This is a genomic window from Streptomyces sp. cmx-18-6 (genome assembly GCF_046548915.1).
In the GTDB taxonomy this organism is placed as follows: domain Bacteria; phylum Actinomycetota; class Actinomycetes; order Streptomycetales; family Streptomycetaceae; genus Streptomyces.
On record NZ_JAEBEP010000005.1, the window covers coordinates 141143 to 156423 of the forward strand.

9 protein-coding genes are annotated in these 15281 nt (G+C 73.6%); 4 read left to right on the forward strand and 5 right to left on the reverse strand.

Translation table 11 applies throughout. The features are described from left to right. Window positions 1-215: 215 nt before the first annotated feature. Complete coding sequence (locus ACLJPL_RS13820) at window positions 216-1880, reverse strand: MFS transporter (RefSeq protein ID WP_411081096.1); 1665 nt, start codon at window positions 1878-1880, stop codon at window positions 216-218. 160 nt (window positions 1881-2040) lie between these two features. Between ACLJPL_RS13820 and ACLJPL_RS13825 the strand changes: the two genes are divergently transcribed. Further along, on the forward strand, window positions 2041-5523 hold the full coding sequence (locus tag ACLJPL_RS13825; RefSeq protein ID WP_411081097.1) for an AfsR/SARP family transcriptional regulator: 3483 nt from the start codon (window positions 2041-2043) through the stop codon (window positions 5521-5523). Window positions 5524-5692: 169 nt separating this feature from the next. On the opposite strand, the gene ACLJPL_RS13830 is transcribed toward ACLJPL_RS13825, so the two are convergent. The 3 genes from ACLJPL_RS13830 to ACLJPL_RS13840 form a co-directional block, all read right to left on the reverse strand. Further along, on the reverse strand, window positions 5693-6325 hold the full coding sequence (locus ACLJPL_RS13830; protein WP_411081098.1) for a hypothetical protein: 633 nt from the start codon (window positions 6323-6325) through the stop codon (window positions 5693-5695). A gap of 82 nt (window positions 6326-6407) precedes the next feature. After that, complete coding sequence (locus ACLJPL_RS13835) at window positions 6408-7973, reverse strand: PQQ-binding-like beta-propeller repeat protein (RefSeq protein WP_411081099.1); 1566 nt, start codon at window positions 7971-7973, stop codon at window positions 6408-6410. Continuing rightward, complete coding sequence (locus ACLJPL_RS13840) at window positions 7973-8530, reverse strand: hypothetical protein (protein WP_411081100.1); 558 nt, start codon at window positions 8528-8530, stop codon at window positions 7973-7975. The genes ACLJPL_RS13835 and ACLJPL_RS13840 overlap by 1 nt, the downstream gene beginning before the upstream one ends. A 228-nt stretch (window positions 8531-8758) precedes the next feature. Here ACLJPL_RS13840 and ACLJPL_RS13845 point away from each other — a divergent pair, with 228 nt between their 5' ends. Further along, a complete protein-coding gene (locus ACLJPL_RS13845) occupies window positions 8759-12379 on the forward strand; it encodes an AfsR/SARP family transcriptional regulator (RefSeq protein ID WP_411081101.1) in 3621 nt (1206 codons plus the stop codon). Window positions 12380-12448: 69 nt separating this feature from the next. Here the strand turns inward: ACLJPL_RS13845 and ACLJPL_RS13850 are convergent, their stop codons facing one another. Next, window positions 12449-13324 (reverse strand): LysR family transcriptional regulator, encoded by an 876-nt coding sequence (locus ACLJPL_RS13850; RefSeq protein ID WP_411081102.1) that lies wholly within the window; start codon window positions 13322-13324, stop codon window positions 12449-12451. Between the two features lie 266 nt (window positions 13325-13590). Here ACLJPL_RS13850 and ACLJPL_RS13855 point away from each other — a divergent pair, with 266 nt between their 5' ends. Further along, a complete protein-coding gene (locus ACLJPL_RS13855; RefSeq protein ID WP_411081103.1) occupies window positions 13591-14235 on the forward strand; it encodes a disulfide bond formation protein DsbA in 645 nt (214 codons plus the stop codon). 128 nt (window positions 14236-14363) lie between these two features. After that, window positions 14364-15272, forward strand: coding sequence for an EamA family transporter (locus tag ACLJPL_RS13860; protein ID WP_411081104.1), 909 nt, complete (start codon window positions 14364-14366; stop codon window positions 15270-15272). Window positions 15273-15281 lie beyond the last annotated feature (9 nt).

Below are 15281 nucleotides of genomic sequence, written 5' to 3' on the forward strand. Positions count from 1 at the left end.
GGTCGCGCGCGCAGCGTGGGCGGGGCCGATCCGGGGCGAGGGCACACGGAACGGCCCGGTCGATGCGCTCGACCGGGCCGTTCCGTTGTTCGGTGCTGGTGCTGGTGCTGGTGCTGGTGCTGGTGCTGGTGGCCTTGCTGTTGCTCTTGATCTTGCTCTGGTGCGTGTCGTGCTTGCTGTGTCCCGGTGGGCGGTGGCCGGTGGCCGGTCGCGGATCAGGTCGAGGGCCGGCCGGCCGACGCGGTCGCGACCGCCTCTCCCGGCTTCCCCGCCTCGCCCGGTTCTTCCGTCTCCTCCGTCTTCTCCGGCTTCCTCTCGTCCGCCGGACCGTCCGGGGCCTCGCCCGTCGCCGGTACGTGCCGCAGCAGCACGATCGCCGCGACGGCGAGCGCGGCCACGGTGACGCCCGCGATGCCCGCCGCGAGGTTCAGCCCGCTGGTGAACGCCTCCCGGGCCTGCTCCAGGAGCTCGACGCCCGCCGGGCCGGTCAGGTTCGCGGCGACGGCGTCGGCCCCGGGGAGCGTGTCACGGGCCGTCTCCGCCGCCGACGCGGGCAGGTCCGACGACAGGGCGCCGGTGATCTCGTCCCGGTACACGGCGGTGACGACACTGCCGAGGCCCGCGATGCCCAGCGCGATGCCGAACTCCATGCCCGCCTCCGACATGGCCGCCGCCGAACCGGCCCGCTCGGGCGGGGCCGAGCCGACGACCAGGTCCGTGCCGAGCACCATCATCGGGCTGATGCCGGTGTAGATGAGCACGAACCCGGTCACCAGCAGCGGCAGCCCGCCGGTGCTGCCGACCTGGGCGATCAGGGCGTATCCCAGCACCGAGAGGAAGAGGGAGCCGCCGACGACGTACCCGGGACGCACCCGCTGGGCGACGGCGGGCGTCAGCGAGGAGGCGACGATCAGCGCGCCGGCCGCGGGCAGCAGCCACAGCCCCGCCTTGATCGGCGACAGGCCCTCCACCAGTTGGAGGTACTGCGTGATGAACAGGTAGAGCCCGCCCATCAGTCCCAGCCCGAGCATCAGCACCAGGAGGGCGGCGCTGAACGCGCGGTCGGCGAAGAGGCGCAGGTCCAGCAGCGGGTCGGCCAGCCCCCGCTGGCGCAGGACGAAGACCACGCCGAAGAGCACACCGGCCAGGAGCGCGCCGATCGCCACGGCTCCCGCGCCGTGCTCGGCCAGGTGCTTGATCCCGTAGATCACCGGCAGCACCGTCAGCAGGGACAGCGCCACACTCGCCAGGTCGATGCGTCCGGCGTCCGCGTCCTTGTACTCGGGCAGCAGGATCGGCGCGACGATCAGCAGCAGCACCATCACCGGCACGGCCAGCAGGAAGACCGAGCCCCACCAGAACCACTCCAGCAGCACACCGCCCAGGACCGGGCCCACCGCGACGCCCACGGAGAAGCAGGTGACCCAGACGCTGATGGCGACTCCGCGCTGCCGGGCGTCCTTGAACATGTTGCTGATCAGGGCCAGTGTCGAGGGCATCAGCGTGGCGCCGGTGACGCCGAGCAGCGCACGCGCCGCGATCAGCATCTCCGCGCTGGTCGAGAAGGCGGCGAGGACCGAGGCGACGCCGAAGCCGAGGGCCCCGATCATCAGCAGCCTGCGCCGGCCGACGCGGTCGCCCAGCGTGCCCATGGTCACCAGGAAACCGGCGATCATGAAGCCGTAGATGTCCACGCTCCACAGCAACTGCGCGCTGGTGGGCTCCAGGTCTGCGCTGATCTGGGGGACCGCGAGGTTCAGCACGGTCGCGTCGAGGGCCAGGAGGATCGTGGGGAGGGTGAGCACGAAGAGCCCGAGCCACTCCCGCGGTCCGGCCCTCAGCTCCGGGGAGGTCGGGGAATCTGTCGTCAAGTCGGACATCGGATGCTCCTGCGCCGGGTCGGCCTGCCGCCGGCGGTGATGGTGGAGCCGGCAGCGGTGATGGACGTGTCCCAGCCTGCGCCGGGGCGCTCACGACCGGCTCTCCGCTCGCTCACGGCCGACTCACCGCACGTCACAGCCCTGCGTTACGGTGACGCCCATGCGATTCGGGGTACTGGGGCCACTGGCCGTGTGGAAGGCGGACGGCACCCCCGTCACCGTGCCCGGCCCCAGGACCCGGGCGCTCCTGGCCGCCCTGCTGTCGCACGAGGGGCGCCCGGTGAGCGCGGACCGGCTCGTGGACGAGCTCTGGGGCGAGGCCGAACTCCCCGGCAACCCGGCCGCCGCCCTGCAGACCAGGATCTGGCAACTGCGCAAGGCGCTCGACGACGCGGAGGCGGGCGGCCGCGAACTGCTGACCCTGCGCGACGACGGCTATGTGCTGCGTACGGAGCCGGAGAGCGTCGACCTGGACCGGTTCCTGGTGCTGGCGGCGCGGGCCAGGGCCGCCGGCGAAGCGCCCGCCCGTACGGCCCTGCTGACCGAAGCGCTCGGCCTGTGGCGGGGCGCTCCGTTCTCCGGGTTCGAGGACGCCGCCTTCGCCCGCCCGGTCATCGCCCGCCTCGAAGAGGCCCGCCTCGCCGCCGTCGAGGCGCTCGCGGAGGCCCGTATCGGGATGGGCGAACACGTGGCGGTGGGGGAGGAGTTGCACGAACTCGTCGTACGCCACCCGCTGCGCGAACGGCTGCGCGCGCTCCAGATGCGGGCGCTGTACGCCGCCGGGCGGACGGGCGAGGCGCTGGCCGGCTACCAGGAGCTGCGGACACGGCTCGCCGGTGAACTCGGCCTGGATCCGGGCCCCGAACTCACCGCCCTGCACCAGGCGATGCTGGAACAGGCCCCCGGGCTGACCCCGGCCCTGACCACCCCTGCTCTGACCACCACCCCGGCCCTGATCGCCCCCGCCCTGACCGCCCCTGCCGCCGGTAGGCGTCTCCCCGGTGCCAACCTGCCCGCCCCGTTGACCGAACTCATCGGCCGAGACGGCGCGTTGGCGGAGGTGGAGCGGCTGCTCGCCACCGCCCGGCATGTGACGCTGACCGGCTCCGGGGGCGTCGGCAAGACGCGCCTGGCGCTGGAGACGGCGGCCCGGCTCGCCGGGGGCTTCCCGGACGGCGCGTGGCTGGTCGAGCTGGCCGCGCTGGGCCGTACGGGTGGAGCGGGCGGCGCGCACACGGTGGACGCCGTGGCGGAGGCCGTCATGACGGCGCTCGGCGTCCGGGAGGACACGGGGCCCGGGTCACCCGCGTCGCCCGGCGTGTACGACTCCTCATCACCCGCCGGGCGTCTCGCCGGTGCGCTGGCCGACAAGCGCCTCCTGCTGCTCCTGGACAACTGCGAGCACATCGTCGACGCGGTGGCCGAACTGGCGGCGCTGCTGCTGAAGCGCGCCCCCGGGCTGAGGCTCCTGGCCACCAGCCAGGAGCCGTTCGGGGCCCTGGGCGAGGTGGTGTGGGCCGTGCCTCCGCTGGAGGTGCCGGCGCCGGGGGTGCCCGGGCTGGACGCTCCCTCCTCGGAGCCGTACGCGCCGGACGCGCCCGCGCTGGACGCGCCCTCGCCGCACGCACTCGGCTCGGCCCCCGCTCCGGGGCTGGAGGAGGTGGCGCGCTCCAGCGCCGTCGCGCTGTTCACCGCCCGCGCCGCCGCCTCGCCCGGCTTCACGCTCGACGCGGGCAACGCGCGGGACGTCGCGGTGATCTGCCGCCGGCTCGACGGGATCCCCCTGGCGCTCGAACTGGCCGCCACCCGGGTGCGCGCCCTCGGCGTACGGGGCCTCGTCGCCCGGCTGGACGACCGCTTCCGGCTCCTGGCCACCGGCTACCGGGGAGCCCCGCCCCGGCAGCAGACGCTCCGGGCGATGATCGACTGGAGCTGGGACCTGCTGACGGGACCCGAGCGCGCCGTCCTGCGCCGCCTCGCCGTGCACGCCGAGGGATGCACCCTGGAGGCGGCCGAAGCGGTCTGCGCGGGGCGGGGAGTGGACCGGGACGACGTCCTGGACCTGCTGGCCCGGCTGGTGGACCGCTCCCTGGTCGTCATGGTGGACGCGGGCGACGAACCCCGCTACCGGCTCCTCGAATCCGTCGCCCAGTACGGTCTGGCCCGCCTGGACGAGGCCGGCGAGAGCGACGAGGTGCATCGCCGCCACCGCCGGTACTACACCGAACTGGCCGCGCGCACCGCGCCGTTGATCCATGGCCCCGGCCAACGGCGGTGGCTGCGCGCCCTGGACGCGGAGACCGCCAATGTGCGTCGGGTGCTCCAGGACGCGGGCCGGGACGGCGGGGCCGAGGACGCCCTCCGCCTCGTCAACGCGCTGACCTGGTACTGGTTCCTGCGCGGTCGGCTCCGGGAGGCGGGCCGGTCCCTGGAGGCCGCGCTCGCCGCGTCCGGGCCGGAGGGGGAAGCGGGGCCGACCGTGGCGTCCGGGCCGGGTGAGGGGGCCGGGTCCGCTGCCGTCTCCGGCCCGGCCGCGGTGGAGTCCCTGCGGGCGCAGGCCCGGGCCTGGCGGGCCGGGTTCGCCGTGCTCGTCGGCGACGGCACGGAGCGGGCGCGGTACGGGCGGGTCGCCGTGGAGCTCGCCCGCCGGGTCACGGACCGGCGGGAGCGGGCCCGGGCGCAGTGGTTCCTCGGGTTCGCCCTGTTCGGCGTCGGGGACCAGGCCACCAGCGAGGAGCTCATCGAGGAGGCGCTCGAAGGGTTCCGGGCGCTCGGCGACCCCTGGGGCACCGCGGCGGCGCTGAGCGTACGGGCCAACCAGGCCCATGTCCGGGGCGAGTTGGACCGGCTCGCGCTCGACGGGCAGCGCAGCGCCGAACTCTTCGCCGAACTGGCGGACGGGTGGGGCCAGTTGCAGACCGTCGAACCGCTCGCCGCGCTGGCGGAGATGGCCGGGGACTACGACCGTGCGGCCCGGCTCCACCAGGAGGGGCTGCGCAGGGCCGAGGATCTCGGGCTCTGGCCGGAGGCCGCCGACCGGCTGACCGGTCTCGGCAGCACCGCCATGCTCACCGGGGACCACGCCCGGGCGCGCGCGTTCCACCAGCAGGCCATGCGCCTCGCGGCCGAGCACAGCTTCAAGCCGGGGGAGATCCACGCCGAGATCGGCCTCGGCCTCGGCGCGCGCCGCGAAGGCCGGTTCGACGCCGCCGAGACCCATATGCGCCACGCGCTGGAGTGGCAGACCACCATGTCCTTCGAACCCGGCCGCGCCCTGGTCCTGGCCGAGTTGGGCTTCATCGCCGAACAGCGCGGCCGGGTGGAGGAGGCCCTGCGGCTGCACCGGGAGGGCTGGACCTCCGCGCACCACACCGGCGACCCCCGCGCCATGGCCCTGGCCCTGGAGGGCCTGGCGGGAGCGCACGCCCTCGCGGAACGGCCCGCGTACGCGGCCCTGTTGCTCGGCGCGGCCCACACGTCCCGGGCATCGGTCGGCATGCCGCTTCCTCCGGCCGAACGCGGCGACGTCGACCGCATCACGGCGGCGGTACGGGGGAGCCTCGACGAGGCCGCCTACCGGGCCGCGTACCGGCGCGGCACCGGGCTCACGCCCGAGCAGGCACTCGCCGCGACCCGCCCCTGAGCGACCGCCCGGGGCCACCCGCAGCCACCGCCGGGGCCCGCCCACGGATCGCGACCGCGCGCCCGCCCACGGATCGCGACCGCGCGCCCCGGTTCCGTAACCCCGGTTCCGTCCGTCGGCTCCATAACCCCGGTTCCGCCCTCGGGGTTCCGTGCCGACCACTCCGCCGCTACGGCTTCGTCCCCGCCGGAGGCGGCGTCACGGACGGCTCGATCGTCGACCTGACGAAGATCCGCGTCGTGCCGGGCCTGAACTCGTGCACGAAGAGGTCGACGCAGCGCTGAAGGTGGGCGCCCTCGGGGGTGTCGAGGCCCTCGGGGCACAGGCTGGTCCTTCGAAGGTCCCGCGTGATCGTTTCCGGCTCCGGCAGGCCGAGGTGCGCGAAGGCGGCCGCGGGGCGGTAGTCCTCCTTCTCGGGGTGCGCGTTGCCCAGCATCCGTATCCCGTCCGGGACGAGTCGGGCCGTGTACGCCCGCGCCCGGTCGCTCGGCAGGACGAAGGAGAGGAGCCCCGTGTCGTAACGCAGTCCGGCCTTGTAGCCCGCCCGCCGGTCCGAGGCGTCCTTTGGGAAGCGGACGCCCAGTTGCCCGCTCATCCAGGCCGGAGTCGCTCCCTCCTCCCAGCAGCAGTTCATCTCCTGGTCGGTCAGTCGCGACTCCGCCCGGTCAGCCGTCCACCACAGCCCGCCGACCACGGCGGCGGCGCCGAGGCCCAGCACCAGGGCGACGATGCCGAGTGCGACCGGCAGCGGAAGCGGTGGCTTGGGCGGCCCGGCCGCGACCTTCCCATGAAGGCGCTTCATGACGTGTCCCCCCCCGGCTTCGTCCCCGCTCCCGGCCCGCCCCGGTGCGGACGACACACCCTAGGGCAGGGCGCTCACGCGCTCACTGTTTCTCGGGGGCGAAGGAGATCATGCGGGCCTCGCGCTCGGTGTCCTTGCCGCTCACGATCGACGGCGTGATGATGATCCGGCCCTTCACATAGGCCAGACGCCCGGCGAGCATCTTGTACTCGGTGGGGCGGGCCGATTGCGGATGCCGCAGTACCTGCTTCTTCGTGTCCACGCCGCCCGGGCCGAACTTGATGATCCCGCCCTCCCGCTTCGGCCAGGCCGCCTCGTAGACCAGTGCGAACGTGCCGTCCTCCTCGCGCAGCGGGTGGAGGGTGCTCTCCTGCGACTTCACGCCCCAGACGAACTTCCCGGTGCCGAGGTCGTAGGCGCCCACCTGCTTCGTGCCGCCGACGTGGACGGCGTTCTTCCCGACGACCATGCCCGGGCAGTTCTGGATGCCCTGGCCCGAGTCTCCCGAGTCACCGCAGTAGCCGAAGCCCTTGGGCCGGGCGTCGATGGTGGTACGGAGTTTCCCGCCGGCTCCCAGGGCGACGATCCGCCAGTTGTCGGTGCGGTCCTCCACATGGAGCGTGGTGAAGACGGCGGGGGCGACGGAGAGCACCTTGCCGACCCGCCAGCCCGCCTGGGTACGGAAACGCCACCGGACCTTCCCGGTGCGCGGGTCGATCTCGCGGAGCTGGCTGTACGACTCGCTGCGCTCGCCGCTGATCGCGCAGGTGGAGCTCACCAGGAGCCGGGCGCCGCCCGCCACGTCGTCCGGGTAGCACTTCCCGGGATTCTCCATGGGGATGTCATGGAGCTTCACGCCGTCGTCGACCCGGTACGCGGCGGCCTTCATGCTCTGGACGATCGCGAGGACGCCACCGCTGATGGCGGTGTGCACGATGATCGTGTCATCCATGGACCCGGTCTCGGCCAGCTCTCTCTGCCACCCCGCCTTCCCGGTCCGGAGGTCGATCATCTGGAGCTGGTTGCACCGGTTCCCGCTCTTGGCCTGGCTGTTCTTGTACACCACGACGACTTTGCCGTCAGGGGTCGGATTGACCGGCGTCTCGCAGACGGGCGCGGGCAGCGGCACGCTCCACACCTCGACGCCGTCCGAGAGGCGGTAGGCGCTGACCTTCCTGTGCATGGCCTGGACGACGGTGTCGCCGACGACCCACAGATCGTGGAGCAGGACGGTGGTCCCCGGCAGGTCGGTCGGGTCGTCGACGACCCACGCCGTGGCGTCTCCCGGCTTGCGCCCGGCGTTGATCTCCTGCGACGTCGGGATCCGCTGCTGCTCGGGCGTACGGACCGAAGGGGCAGGGGAAGGGGGAGCGGACGGCGTCGCCGAGGCGGACGGCGTCTTCTTCGCCACCGGCGTCACGGGCGCGGGGGAGCCGCCCCACCGGCCGTCGCTGACGGCGTACACCCCGCCGGCCACCAGGAGCAGCAGCACGACGGCCGCGGCGATCAGCGGGAGCCTGCCGGACCGCCGGGGGCGGCCCGGCTCCACCGGCGGGCCGAAGCCCTGCGCGGCATACGGGTTGCCCGGCACCGGCCGGTGCTCCGGGGGCAGCTCCCAGGGCTGCGGGGGGCGAGGTGCGTCGGCCATCAACGATCCCGCTGGGAGGCGACGCGTTCGCCGGACGGCTCCGCGACGACGATCTGGACGTGCTGCGGGGCGTACTTGCGCGCCTTGCGGACCATCTTGTCCAGGTCGAACCCGGCACGCGGGACGGCGACATGGACCGGTGCGGGCATGGCCGGGTGCTGCGCCGCGCTGCTCGCACCCGTGGGCAGGCTCGCGCCGGGACGCAGCCGTGCCCCGATCAGCGCGTGCCGGTCGTCCGGCGTGGCCACGACGAACTGGGTGACGTCCTGCCACGGCAGCAGCAGCCCACCGAACCGGGCGCCGGCCGCGTCGAACTGGAAGGCGGTGCGCCGCTTCTCGTACCAGGCGATGATGAAGGGGATCGCCAGGACGATGACCGTACCGCCCCTCATCTCGAGTGCCCAGCCGAGCAGGAGGGCCAGCGCCACGACACCCAGGATCAGCCCCCACAGGCCCGCCAGGTCCTGCGCGGAGAACGGGTGGGCGACCCGGTAGCGCTGCCATCGCGCACCGCGGCCGGAGGGCTGTGTGCCGGGGGCGCGATTGCCGTACGACATGGGGTCTTCCTCTCTCGATGACGTGCCGGCCGGGTCTGCGCCCGGGCGACCGAGCCGACGCCCGGCCCCACCGACACCGACGCAACCTGGCAAACTCTGTCGCGACGCGCTGAAATGCCGATGGAATCCTGCTGAAGCAGGCACTTCGGGGTCGGCGCGGGCACGGGGCGAACGGCGGGCACAGCGCGCGGTGCGCACGGGGCGCACGGGGGATGTGGGGACGTTGACATGGGCGTGGACGCAGGAGGTTCGGTCGCGGATGCGGCTGATGCCGGGGGGCGCTCGCGGATCGACTTGCGGATCGACCTCCTCGGGCCGGTCGGGGCCCGCCGCGGCGCGTCGCCGCTGGCGCTCGGCCCCGTACGGCGGCAGGCGGTCCTCGTGGCTCTGATCCTGCGCGCGCCGGCCTCGGTGTCGTATCGGCAACTGCTGGACGACGTATGGGGAGATGAGCCTCCGGGCACGGGCCACCGGGTCCTGCCGAGTTATGTCTACGCGCTGCGCAAGGCGCTGGACGGGGCGGGCGCGGGGCCGGACCGGTCGGTGATCCGCGGTGGGCGCGGCGGCTACCGCTTCGAGCCCGGGGAGGCCCGGACCGACCTCGCCGAGCTCGCCGAACAGGTCGCCCGCACCCAGCGGGCGAAGGCCGCCGACGACCTCGACGCGGCGCTCGTCCACGGCAGCCGGGCCCTGGAGCTGTTCCGAGGCGAACCGTTGCCCGGTCTGCCCGGCCCGCTCGCCGACGCGGAGCGCGTACGCCTGACCCGGCAGCGGCGCACGGTGCACCAGGACCTGGCGGAGTGCCTGCTGCTGCTCGGGCGCTACCCGGAGGCCCTGGACGCCCTCATGGCGGAGCCCCTGGCCCGGCCGCACGACGAGCCGGTCGCCGGACTGCGGATGCGCGCGCTGTACGGCAGCGGGCGGCAGGCCGAGGCACTGGCCGTCTACCAGGAGATACGGCGCGGGCTCCTCGACGAGCTGGGGATGGAGCCCGGGGAGGAACTGCGCCGCGTGCACCAGGCGGTCCTGCGCCGAGACCGGCAGACGCTGCTGGGCCGCCGGACGGGGGCGCCCGCGTCTGCCGTCTCCGCGTCCGCCGCTCCCGCGACCACCGTCTCCGCGTCCGCCGCTTCCGTGGCCGCCGTCTCCGCGTCCGCCGTTCCCGCGACCGATGCATCCGCGATCGCCGTTCCCGAGGTCGACGCGTCCGCTTCCGAGGCCACCGTGGACGGGGCGGCTCCGCGCCCGGCGGCCGACCCGCGCGACACCGACCGGACCGAGCTGGCCGCGCGCAGGACCGACCAGCCCGAGGCCACTCGACGTAACGCCGCTCAAGACCATGCCGCTCAGCCCAACGCCACCCCTTCCAACGCCACCCCTTCCAACGTCGCCCAGCCCAACGCCACCCAGCCCGGGCCCACTTCGCGCGAGGCCACGACGCGAGAGGCCCTCCCGCCCGGCCGCCCCCTCCCCGGCGGGGCCGATCACGCCGACGTCTCCCGCACCCGGCGGAACGACCTCCCCGGTGACACCGCCTGCCTGGTCGGCCGCGAGGAGGAACTCGCCCTGCTCACCGCCCCCGTGTCCCCGGAGGGCGTCTCCGTGGTGGCGGTCGACGGTACGGCGGGCGTCGGCAAGACCGCCCTGGTGGTGCGCGCCGCCTGGGCGCTCGAAGACGCCTATCCGGACGGCTGCCTGTACGTGGACCTGCGCACCCATGGCGCGGCCCACGAGAGCGTGGGCCCGGAGCGGGCGCTGCGCCGGCTGCTGCGCGCGGTCCGCGGCAGCGGTGACGAGATCCCGGACGACCTGGACGACCTGGCGGACCTGGTCACGGCCTGGCGTGCGGCGACGAGTTCGCTGCGGCTGCTCCTGGTCGTCGATGACGCCCGCAGCGCCGCGCAGGTCCGTCCGCTCCTGCCCGCCGGGCCGGGCAGCCGGGTCCTGGTGGTCGGCCGGCAACGCCTGCTCGGCCTCGACGCCGACCTGCGGCTCACCGTGGAGCCCCTGGACACGGGCGCGGCGGTCGGCCTGCTCCGGGAGCTCGTCGGCGGATCCCGGGCGGAGCACGAGCCGGAAGCGGCACTGGAGTTGGCCCGGCGCTGCGGCGGCCTGCCCCTGGCGCTGCGCATCGCGAGCGCCCGGCTGCAGAACCGCCCGTCCTGGACCCTGGCCCTGCTGGCGGGACGGATGTCCGACGACGCGCGCAGCCTCGGCGAGTTGCGGGCCGGGGACCGCAGCGTGGAGGCCGCCTTCCGGATGTCGTACGACCAGCTCGCGCCCGAACTGCGGCGCGGATTCCGTGCGTTGGGTGTGGCGCCGACCGCGCGCTTCGACGTGCTCACCCTCGCCGTCATGCTCGACGTTCCCCGGCAGGACGCTGAGGATCTCCTGGAGGACCTCGTCGACGCGAGCCTGCTTCAGCAGCCCCACCCCGGCCGCTACCGGCTGCACGATCTCGTACGGGCACACGCGCGGCGTCTCGCCACCGAAGCGCCCGAAGCGCCCGAAGCGCCCGAAGCGCCCGAAGCGCCCGAAGCGCCCGAAGCGCCCGAAGCGCCCGAAGCGCCCGAAGCGCCCGAAGCGCCCGAAGCGCCCGAAGTGGCCGAAGTGGCCGAATTCAAGAGGGGGTTCGGGGTGTCCGAAGCGGCCGGGACATCCGGGGCGCCCGGCGAATTCGGGCCGTCCGGGGTGTCCGAGGAGTCCGAAGTGCCCGACACGCCCGACGAGGCCGCCGCCGACCGGTCCGCCGTCCTGAGCCTTTACACGGCGGCGGGCCGCATCGCCAGCGACTGGGGGCCCGAAGGGTTCGCGACCGGCCTGGACGTCAACAGCCGGTCACTCTTCCCGAGTTGGCGGGAAGCCTCGGCATGGCTGAAGGAGGCGGGCGGAGAGCTGGTCGATGTGGTCGCCTGCGCGGCCGCCGACGGCGAGTTCGACCACGCCTGCCGGATCGCCGAAGCCCTGATCGACCACCTGGTCCACCAGGGCCGGTACCACGAGTGCCGTGCCGCCCTGGAAATCGCCCTGCCGTGCGCGGACGTGGCCACCGACCGGCGGATGTCCGCCTCGCTGCGCAACTGCATGGGAATGGTCGACATCTACCAGGGGCGGTTCCAGGAGGCGCACACCTGGTTCACCGAGGCGCTGCGCCATGCCTGCGGCCAGGACGATCTGCGGGATCAGGCCCGGGCGATCGCCGGGATGGGCGCCGCCGAGTGGATCCTCGGCGGCGTCGAGGAGGCCGTCGTCCACCTGGGCGAGGCGGTGGAACTGGCGTCCGGCCTCGGGGATGACTGGCTGTCCGGGATCGCGCTGTGCAATCTCGGCGCGATCCGCTCCGAACAAGGGCGGCACCAGGAGGCACTTGAGCACTACACCGCCGCTCTGGTCATCGCCGAGAAGAACGGCCGGCCCCGAACCATCTGCAACGCCCTGTGTTTCGCCGCCGACGCCCATCTGGCCCTCGGGCGGTACGCGCAGGCCACCGATCTGCTGCGGCGGGCGGTCGCCCTGGCCCGTGAGGCGGAGGATCTGCTGCTGCGGGCGGCGAGCCTGTCCCGTCTCGCGACCGTGGAACACGTCCAGGGCAGTCCGCACTCCGCCGTCGACATCCACCACGAGGCGCTGTCCACGCTCACGCGCAGTGCGAGCACCTGGCTGGAGATGGAGGTCCGCGTCCGTCTCGGCAGCGCGTACGCGGCGGCCGGCCGGCATGCCGAGGCGCGGCACGAATTCGAGACCGCCCTCGCCCTGCCCGGAGGCGGTGACCACCCCCGGCAGAACCGCATGGCACGCGACGGGCTGAGGAGTCTCGACGCCGGCGGAACGCGGCCGGACCAGGGGTGATCACCTTCTGAAGCAGGGGGAGAGGGAGCCTCCCCGGGCTTTCGTACGGGATCTGGATCCGCCCGCCGTTCACTCCTGCCCGACGCCCAGCAGCTCCAGGAAGGCGACGGCCGCCGGAGTGAGGCTCTCGCGGCCCCAGATCACGTACTCGGCACGGCTCGGCGCGTCCGCGACCTCGATCATGACCAGCCCGGCCAGCCCCTCCACGTACGCGGGCGGAAGCAGGGCCACGCCCAGGCCCGCGCCGACCAGACGGGCCAGGTAGTCCGCGTTGGTCACCTCGAAGGCGACTTCGCGGGTGAGGCCGGCGGCGGTGAACGCCAGATCGGACTGGGCCCGGCCGGCGGTCTTCGCCGGGAGGTCCACGAACACCTCGGCGGACAACCGGCGCAGGTCGACCGAGGTCTCGCCGGCGAGCGGGTGATCCGGGGAGACCACGGCGACCAGCCGCTCCCGGGCCAGCTCCCGCGCCCTGACGCCCTGGGGGCGGGCCGTGACCGGGACGCCGAGGAAGGCCACCTCGATCTCGCCCAGCTTGACCTGCTCGACGAGCTCGTTGCTCGCCCCCACGCCGAGGCTGATCCGGGCCTTCGGATGGCGCTGGTGGAAGTCCTTGAGCACGGCGGGAACGTCCACGGCGGCGACGGTGGGGATCAGCCCCACCGCGAGACGGCCGCGCACCTCCCCGACCGCCGCCGCGACCTCGGCGGCGGCCCGCTCCGCCGCGTCCAGGCACTGGCGGGCGGCCGGCAGGAAGGCCGCGCCCGCCGGGGTGAGCCGGACCCGCCGGCTGGTGCGTTCGAAGAGCCTCGCGCCCAGTTCCTTCTCCAGGCGCGCGATCTGGTGGCTGAGCGCCGACTGCACCACCAGACAGCGCTGGGCGGCCCGCGTGAAGTTGTTCGTCTCGGCCACGGCGATCACGTACCGCATCTGCTGGAGCTCCATGGATCCATCGTGATACGAGATCGATCATGTGACAAGCATGTGTTGGACTCATTGATCCCTCAGGTCCGACACTGATGAGGACCCGCACCCCCCACCCACCCCACCTGGGAGTACGCCGCCGAGGCGAGGTTCGGCACGCCCGCACGCCCACACGCCCGCACACCGCCGACATCGGTATCGGTATCGGCACCGACATCGACAAAACGACAAACCAAGCCAACCGGCAGCCAGCAGGCATCGACAGAACGAAAGGACGACCGACCGCCATGAGCAGCACCGCGCCATCGCGTTCCGATACGACCGTCGCCGACATCTGGGTGGATCCCCGCTGCCCGTGGGCGTGGATCACCTCCCGCTGGCTGCTGGAGGTGGAACAAGTCCGGCCGCTGGAGACCCGGTTCCACGTCATGAGCCTGTCGGTCCTCAACGAGGGGCGTGAGGTCCCGGAGAAGTACCGCCAGGGCATGATCGACGGCTGGGCGTGCGTGCGCGTGTGCGTCGCGGCACGGCAGCGGCACGGCGACGAGGTGCTGCGCCCCCTCTACAACGCCATGGGCCGCCTGATCCACCACGAGGGAGCCGGGCTCGGCCACGACATGATCCGTGCCGCCCTTGAGGAGGCGGGGCTGCCCGCCGGCCTGATCGGGGCCGCGGAGGACAGGGCCTGGGACGAGCCGCTGCGGGCCGAGCACCACGAGGGGATGGACCCGGTCGGTTCGGAGGTCGGCACCCCGGTGATCCACGTGCCCGGCCCGGAGGGGAGGCCGCTGGCGTTCTTCGGGCCCGTTCTCACCCCCGCCCCGCGTGGCGAGGCGGCCGGAGAGCTCTGGGACGCCGTGCTGGCCGTGGCGGGCACACACGGCTTCTTCGAGCTGAAACGCGGCCGCGACCGTGGCCCGGTCTTCGACTGAGCCGCCGTGCCGACGTCGGCCGTGCCGCTGCCGACCGTACCGACGTCGGCCGTGCTGATGCCGTCCGTACCGAAGTGGGCCGTACCGACGCCGGGAGCCACCGTGATTTCCGAGGGATGCGAGGCACGATGAAGAACAGACAGCATGCGTTCACGGCTGCCGTGACCAGCCTGGCTCCGGCGGTCTGGGGGAGCACCTACCTGGTGACCACCGAGCTGCTGCCCCCGGACCGGCCGCTCCTGGCGACCACCATGCGGGCCCTGCCCGGCGGCCTGCTCCTGCTGGCCCTCGGCCGGAGACTTCCTGTCGGGATCTGGTGGTGGCGCGCGCTGGTCCTGGGCGCCGCGAACATCGGGGCCTTCAACTTCCTGCTCTTCGTCGCGGCCTACCGGCTGCCGGGCGGTATCGCCGCCATGATCATGTCGGCCCAGCCCATGTTCGTCGTGCTCCTCGCGGCGCTGCTCCTCGGCGACAGAATCAGGACCGTCCACGCCGTGGCCTGCGTCCTGGGCGCCGGGGGTGTGGTGCTGCTCGTCTTCAGGGGCACGGCGTCGCTCGACGCCGTCGGGGTGCTCGCCGCGGTCGGCGGAGCGCTGTGCATGGCCTCGGGCATCACGCTGACCAAGCGCTGGGGGCGGCCCGAGGGCGTCGGCCTGCTCACGTTCACCGGGTGGCAACTCACGGCGGGCGGTGCGGTTCTGCTGCCGTTCTGGCTGTCGCTGGAGGACCTTCCGGACGGCCTCACCGGCTCCAACATCGCCGGTTTCGCCTACCTCATCACGCTGGGCGCGGTCCTGAGTTACGTCGTCTGGTTCCGAGGCGTCGAACGCCTGCCGGCCGTCGCGGTCTCCTTCCTCGCCCTGGGCAGCCCGGTCGTGGCGACCGCGCTGGGCTACCTGGTCAAGGACGAGACGCTGTCGGCCCTCCAGATCGCCGGCATGGCCGTCATCCTCCTGGCGGTCGTCCTCGGCCAACCGCGCCCACCCGCACCGAAGTTCACGGATGCCTCCCCGGCTCCGTCCCGCACCGCACCCTGACTGCTTCCG

Excerpts from the sequence above, each read along its gene's own strand:
- ACLJPL_RS13820 (WP_411081096.1), bottom strand. The coding sequence starts at position 1,880 with ATGTCCGACTTGACGACAGATTCCCCGACCTCCCCGGAGCTGAGGGCC.
- ACLJPL_RS13825 (WP_411081097.1), top strand. The coding sequence starts at position 2,041 with ATGCGATTCGGGGTACTGGGGCCACTGGCCGTGTGGAAGGCGGACGGC.
- ACLJPL_RS13830 (WP_411081098.1), bottom strand. The coding sequence starts at position 6,325 with ATGAAGCGCCTTCATGGGAAGGTCGCGGCCGGGCCGCCCAAGCCACCG.
- ACLJPL_RS13835 (WP_411081099.1), bottom strand. The coding sequence starts at position 7,973 with ATGGCCGACGCACCTCGCCCCCCGCAGCCCTGGGAGCTGCCCCCGGAG.
- ACLJPL_RS13840 (WP_411081100.1), bottom strand. The coding sequence starts at position 8,530 with ATGTCGTACGGCAATCGCGCCCCCGGCACACAGCCCTCCGGCCGCGGT.
- ACLJPL_RS13845 (WP_411081101.1), top strand. The coding sequence starts at position 8,759 with ATGGGCGTGGACGCAGGAGGTTCGGTCGCGGATGCGGCTGATGCCGGG.
- ACLJPL_RS13850 (WP_411081102.1), bottom strand. The coding sequence starts at position 13,324 with ATGGAGCTCCAGCAGATGCGGTACGTGATCGCCGTGGCCGAGACGAAC.
- ACLJPL_RS13855 (WP_411081103.1), top strand. The coding sequence starts at position 13,591 with ATGAGCAGCACCGCGCCATCGCGTTCCGATACGACCGTCGCCGACATC.
- ACLJPL_RS13860 (WP_411081104.1), top strand. The coding sequence starts at position 14,364 with ATGAAGAACAGACAGCATGCGTTCACGGCTGCCGTGACCAGCCTGGCT.